7 protein-coding genes are annotated in these 5,613 nt (G+C 46.7%); 1 reads left to right on the top strand and 6 read right to left on the bottom strand.

Features of this window, described 5'->3' with window-relative positions; all coding sequences use genetic code 11:
* Positions 1-137 precede the first annotated feature (137 nt).
* Entirely contained in the window at positions 138-266 is a 129-nt protein-coding gene (locus F7C14_RS07430) for a hypothetical protein (protein ID WP_290901444.1), read from the top strand.
* A gap of 43 nt (positions 267-309) precedes the next feature.
* Here F7C14_RS07430 and F7C14_RS07425 read toward each other — a convergent pair whose 3' ends face one another.
* The 6 genes from F7C14_RS07425 to F7C14_RS07400 all read right to left on the bottom strand — a co-directional run.
* Positions 310-1,374 (bottom strand): LLM class flavin-dependent oxidoreductase, encoded by a 1,065-nt coding sequence (locus tag F7C14_RS07425; RefSeq protein WP_290901442.1) that lies wholly within the window; start codon positions 1,372-1,374, stop codon positions 310-312.
* Between the two features lie 5 nt (positions 1,375-1,379).
* Positions 1,380-1,784, bottom strand: coding sequence for a Zn-ribbon domain-containing OB-fold protein (locus tag F7C14_RS07420; protein ID WP_290901440.1), 405 nt, complete (start codon positions 1,782-1,784; stop codon positions 1,380-1,382).
* Positions 1,785-1,786: 2 nt separating this feature from the next.
* Positions 1,787-2,953, bottom strand: a complete 1,167-nt coding sequence (locus F7C14_RS07415) for a thiolase domain-containing protein (protein WP_290901439.1) — start codon at positions 2,951-2,953, stop codon at positions 1,787-1,789.
* Between the two features lie 9 nt (positions 2,954-2,962).
* The gene (locus F7C14_RS07410) at positions 2,963-4,051 is read right to left on the bottom strand and encodes a 4Fe-4S dicluster domain-containing protein (protein ID WP_290901438.1); all 1,089 of its coding nucleotides are present in this window, start codon (positions 4,049-4,051) and stop codon (positions 2,963-2,965) included.
* A gap of 29 nt (positions 4,052-4,080) precedes the next feature.
* Positions 4,081-4,977 (bottom strand): benzoyl-CoA reductase, bzd-type, subunit Q, encoded by an 897-nt coding sequence (bzdQ, locus tag F7C14_RS07405; RefSeq protein ID WP_290901437.1) that lies wholly within the window; start codon positions 4,975-4,977, stop codon positions 4,081-4,083.
* A 9-nt stretch (positions 4,978-4,986) separates the two neighbouring features.
* A partial coding sequence (locus F7C14_RS07400) for an acyl-CoA dehydratase activase (RefSeq protein ID WP_290901436.1) occupies positions 4,987-5,613 on the bottom strand: 627 nt, incomplete at its 5' end.

Here is a 5,613-nt window from a genome sequence, read left to right as displayed (position 1 = left end):
TTACTACACGAAGTGTTGGCTTTGCAGCTGTTCGCTTCTTCAATCATGCTCTTGATATACCTCGGAGCGTTCCTGTTCATCTTCAGATCGATGACCGAAGGGGATCTGGTAAAGGTAACTGGGATAGTTGGGGGAGCTTGAGCACGTATCTCTCAAGGTTCGAAAATGCCGGATACATTGAAAGGAAGAAAGCCATAGTAAAGGGGAGGGTGAGAACCGTCGTTAAAATAACTGAAAGGGTTACAGCACCTACGTTAACGAGGTGAAGAAAAAGTCTGGTGGATAAAATCGGGATTTAAAAAAATAATTTTAGGAGTAGTTTTCTCTAAAGTATTCAGCTACTTGCTTGTACAAATCGAGGCAGTCCTTCAGATACTTCGGCGAGACTTGGAAGTTCATTACGAAGTGCCTACAGCCGACTTTGTAATATTGCTCGAACCTCTCTATGAAGTCGTCGACCGTGCCGTATACTATCGGAGACTTCTCCACGACCTCGTCTGGAAGCTTCTTAGCCTCTTCGAGCCATCTCTGAGCGTCTCTTGGAAATACTAAGTTGAAGGTCATTTCGAAGTCGTACGTTGGTGGCTCGTAGCCCATGGCTTCGAGAATTCTCGGTCTCGTAAGCAGAAGGAGCTTTGCCGGAAGCATAACTCTTTCTCTCGCCTCATCCTTAGTCTTCGCTATAACACCGTACATGAAGTGTGCCATGTCGATTTTTTCCGGATCCTTTCCAACCTCCTTAGCAGCGTTCATTACTATCTCTCTTCCCTCCTTGTACTTCTCCACGCTTAGGTTGGCTGGTAGCCACCCGTCTCCGTACTTTCCAGCCATCTTTATGGTTCTTGGAGAAGCTCCCGCCACGTAGATCGGGTAGTGGGGCTTTTGAACGGGTTTCGGAGCTATGAAAGCTTGCTTCAGCTTGTAGTATTTGCCTTCGAAGTCCACGAAATCCTCGTTGAGAAGTCTTCTTATAACCTCAAGAGCTTCCATCGTTCTTCCTACTGGCTTGTCGTATTCTATTCCAAACGGCACGAGATTCATAGCCTCTCCGATGCCTATTCCGAGAATCGCTCTTCCGTTTGATATTATGTCTATTGTCGTGGCTTTCTGAGCTAAAACAGCCGGATGGACTCTGTAGGTGTCACTGACGCCAGTGGCTATCATGATCTTTTCCGTCAAGACTGCTAAAGCTCCCAAAGCACCCCAAACCTCGATAGCATCCCACCTTTTCACGCCAGTAGCTACCAAATGATCCGGCATCCAGTAGCTGTCTAAGCCCAGCTTTTCGCAGTAAACCGCTATCTCCTTTATCGTATCCCACGGAGCGTTCGGTCCTTCAACTCCGAACTTAACCTTCTCAAAGTCTATGTTCATTTAACTCACCCCACGGGCTCAAAATAGACCTTCCAAACTCCAGTTTCATCTTTTCCGGTCTTTATTCTAACCTTCTCTCCAACCTTCGGGATTTCTCCTTCGTACCACCCCATCACTTTAAAGTCTCCGAATTTTGCAACAGCTATTGTATAAGGTTTTCCCACGAATTCGAAACCCTGAGGAAAGCTGTGGAGCTGAGTGAAGCACTCTATCGTCCCCTCTCCGCTTATCTCAACCCACTCAACTTCGCTGTTGAAGCATTTGCTGCAGTCAACTTGTGGTGGATAGTATTTAGCTCCACAGATTTTGCAGACCGTCCCGTAAACTTTCCCTTCCTCTAAACCTTTCCAATATTTTTCTACTCTCGCTATCGGCAGCTTGTGTTTCAAAACAAACGTTCTGCTCTCCATAATCACACCCCCAGAATGAAAACCCAGCCGAAGTGGCCAGTTCCTCCTATGTTGTGGGTCAAACCTTTGTAGTTCTTCAGGTCAACCTGAAGCTCGCCCGCCTCTCCTCTTAACTGCTTTACGATCTCGTAAACCATTCCAACTCCTGTGGCTCCGAGGGGATGACCTTTAGCCTTTAATCCGCCGAAGGTGTTTACCGGAATCTTCCCTCCGAAGTCGGAGTCGCCGTTTTCTATGAACTTTCCTCCCTCTCCCTTCTTGCAGAAGCCAAGGTCCTCGTAAGCCATTATTTCTGCTATGGTAAAGCAATCATGTAAAGCTGCCACATCAAGCTGCTTCACCGGATCGTCTATCTTCGCCATCTTGTAAGCCATCCTCGAAGCTTCCACAGTAGCTTTCAATCCTACGTAATCAACTCTTTTCGAAAGGTTTGCTGTGTCGCTGCTGTAGCCAATTCCTTCGATCCAGACAGCTTTATCCTTCAAACCAAGCTCCTTTATCTTCTCCTCACTCGCTAAAATCGCAGCAGCTGAACCATCTGTTATGGCTGAGCAGTCGAAGAGTCTGAGGGGATAGGCAACGTATCTTGATGAAAGAGCTTTTTCAAGAGTTATTTCCTTCTGGAACTGAGCTTTCGGGTTTTTAGCTGCGTTTCTGTGATTTTTCACTGCCACCATAGCCAGTTGCTTCTCGGTAGTCCCGTATCTCGCCATGTGAGCTGAGGCGTGCATCGCGTAATAGCCAGGAAAAGTCGTGCCGTACTGGTGGAATTCCCAGAGGTAGCTCCCACTCCTTCCACCAACAGCCAATGACGTTGGAGTGTCGACTTCGTTCATTTTCTCTATTCCTATAGCTATTACAATGTCTGCTATACCGCTTTTTATTGTGGAGTAAGCTGTGTAAACTGCAGCGCTTCCAGTTGCGCAGGCAGCTTCAACTCTTATCGGTCCTTTTCCAGCAAAGCCACAGTATTCGTTTATTGGAACAGCTGGCATCAGCTCGTAACTTCTCGTTCCCGCCGTTCCGACGACGCTCATCTCGATGTCTTCCTTACTAATTCCGGCATCCTCCACAGCCTCTTTAACAGCTTCAAAAGCCAGCTCTTGTAGAGTTACATCATCCCTAACTCCAAACTTCGAACAACCGACACCTATAATTCCTACCCTCATAAACTCACCTCACAAATCATCAAAAAGATCGTCCAACTCGTCGTTTAGCCTCGGCATTCTCCCATGCTTCTGCAAAAATTCCTGAATAAGCTCGCTCTCTCTCATCGTGAACATCTCGTGTTCTTCAAAATCGAAAAACTTCGCTCTTCCGACTTCCTCGCTTAAAGCCTCTCTCAGGTTCGGAGCACCTTTTATGTAAACGATTTCCATGTTCTCGTCGTAAAGCCTGAAAACTCCCGGAGATTCTGGAACATTTTTAATATTCTCCTCATTCAACTCGAAAACTTTCTTAAGTTGGGGAAGAACCTTCTCAACTATTGACTCCCTCCACTTGTTCGTGTGCTTCTTTTTATCCCTCACAACTCCTGTCGGACAGATTTCAACGCAAACCCCGCAGAACTTGCATCCCGATTTTATTTCATCTTCCGCAGTTCTGCCCACGACAATTCCACCGTTTACGACCGTGAAGCTCAGGGCTTCAGCGCCCCTCACTTCGCTGCAACCCCTCACGCATCTCGTGCAGTTTATGCAGTAGTTCCAGTCCCATCGGTAGAGCTTTTCCTCGACAACCGGCAAATCTTTGAAAACGTACTTTGGCGTATTCTCCGGCACTCCTATGAACTCAGCTATGAAACGAAGTTCGCATTTCGGAAATAAATCACAGCATCTCTCTTCTGTAGGATATCCAAAAGTGCAGCTTATTCTGTCGCACCCCTCTCTGTAGGGACAGGTTATGCACACGTGGGGGTGATTTGCGAGAATTTTCGCGAGGTTTTCCTTTCTTATCCTTTCGATCTCCTCGTCTTTTGTTATAATATTCATCCCCTCTTCCACGTCAACTTCGCAGGCTTTTACGAGATTTCCGTTTATTTTCACATAGCAAAGCCCGCAACCGTCGTAATCTCCAACTGTTCCATTTATTTTCTCCTTACCTCTGAAAACGGCATCTCTCCCCTTTACTTTACTTACCGGGCTAACGTTCGGATGATGGCATAAGTTGGGAACATAAAATCCGCTGTTAACGAGTACATCGACGAGTCTACCCTTCTCTACTTCTATCTCCTTTCCGTCCACCACAATCCTCAATTTCCACCCCACCCAAAAAAGGAATTAAAAATAATTAAAAGTTACTTTTTCTTTTTCTGCTCTTTCAAGTACAAAGCTCTCGCAAATAGAGCTGCACCTATCGCTCCAGCCAACTGCGGATCAAGACCGTTCTTCGGCTTTAGAGCCTTGAGACCGAGTTTATCCTCTATTCTCTTTACAACTCCGATGTTCTTCGAAATCCCTCCGGTTATGGCGAAATCAGGCTCGACTCCAACTCTTTCCAGTAGCTCAACAACTCTACTTGCCACGGCATTAAAGAAAGCTGCCAGAATTTTTTCCTTGCTCCATCCTTTCCTTATTAACCCAAGAATTTCCGATTTCGCAAAAACAACGCAGGTTGTTGATACCGGCTCGGGCTCTTCGTCAACCTTCAACGAAAGCTCTCCAGCCTGAGTTATTGGAACAGCTAATAAATCGCAGACGACTTCTATCCCTCTTCCAGTTCCCGCTGCACACTTGTCGTTCATCAGGAAGTTCACGACCTTACCTCTGCTGTCAACCTTTATAGCCTTCAAATCCTGTCCACCCATGTCTAAGACCGTTCTTACGGTATCCCCGTAAATGTAAACAGCTCCTCTCCCGTGGCAAGCGATTTCGGTTATCGATTTGTTCGCAAAGGGTACTGAAACTCTTCCGTAACCGGTAGCCACTGTGTAGTGAATGTTTTCTCTCTTCATGTCTCCTATTTTTTCGAGAACAGCATTTATCGCCTTTTCAGCGCTTGCAACACTTCCAGTTCCAGTTCTCATGTTCGCGTAAGCGTAAAGCTCACCGTCGAGCATTATCACCGCCTGAGTGCTTACAGAGCCAAGATCTATTCCGCAGCTTATCACTTCTGCATTCTTCCAATCTTTGCTTTCATCAACCCAAATCTGTTCGGGCCATCTCCAGTATTCGCTCTCCTGTACGGAAACCATACTCATCACCTACCCTTTGTAAGTTTCCAAAGCAACTATCGCCGCTCCTATAGCTGGAACGACTTCCGGCGGGTAGTTTTCTGGAACGTAAACCTCTCTTTCAAGCTCCCTCTTCATGGCGTCGATGAATCCTATGTCGTTGGCTAATCCGCCTATTAGTAGAACGTCGTCCCTAATTTCGAGCCTTCTTGCAATTGAAGCCACTCTGTCTGCTATGGCATCGTGAATGGCCCTCGAAATCTCAGCCTTCGGAACGTTGGCATGGAGGAGAGAAACAACTTCAGATTCGGCGAATATGACGCACTGAGCGTTCATCGGAATGCTTTTCGTCGCTTGCAACGCAAGTCTCCCGAACTCCTCCGGAGTAACTTCTAAATAGCGAACCATCGCATCCACGAATGATCCGGCTCCGGCTGCGCATTTATCTGCTAAAGCAAAATCTTTAACGTTTCCGTTGTCGTCCAAGCTTATTGCTCTACTCTCCTCAGCTCCAACTTCAATTACCGTTCTCGTCGATGGTCTTACGTAGTAAGCTCCCTTTGCAGCGGAAATAACCTGAGTTGTTTCGTCATCAGCAAAGGGAGCGGCGATTTTTCCGAAGCCGGTGGCTATTATCCTTTTTACGTCGTCCTTGCT

Source organism: Ferroglobus sp., assembly GCF_015521575.1.
Taxonomy (GTDB): Archaea; Halobacteriota; Archaeoglobi; order Archaeoglobales; family Archaeoglobaceae; genus Ferroglobus.
Note: the sequence above shows the minus strand (reverse complement) of the source record. Positions and strands in the feature narration are given on the sequence as shown.

What these genes read in the sequence shown, in the direction of transcription:
- F7C14_RS07425 (WP_290901442.1), bottom strand. Translation starts at nt 1,374, where the DNA reads ATGAACATAGACTTTGAGAAGGTTAAGTTCGGAGTTGAAGGACCGAAC.
- F7C14_RS07420 (WP_290901440.1), bottom strand. Translation starts at nt 1,784, where the DNA reads ATGGAGAGCAGAACGTTTGTTTTGAAACACAAGCTGCCGATAGCGAGA.
- F7C14_RS07415 (WP_290901439.1), bottom strand. Translation starts at nt 2,953, where the DNA reads ATGAGGGTAGGAATTATAGGTGTCGGTTGTTCGAAGTTTGGAGTTAGG.
- bzdQ (WP_290901437.1), bottom strand. Translation starts at nt 4,977, where the DNA reads ATGGTTTCCGTACAGGAGAGCGAATACTGGAGATGGCCCGAACAGATT.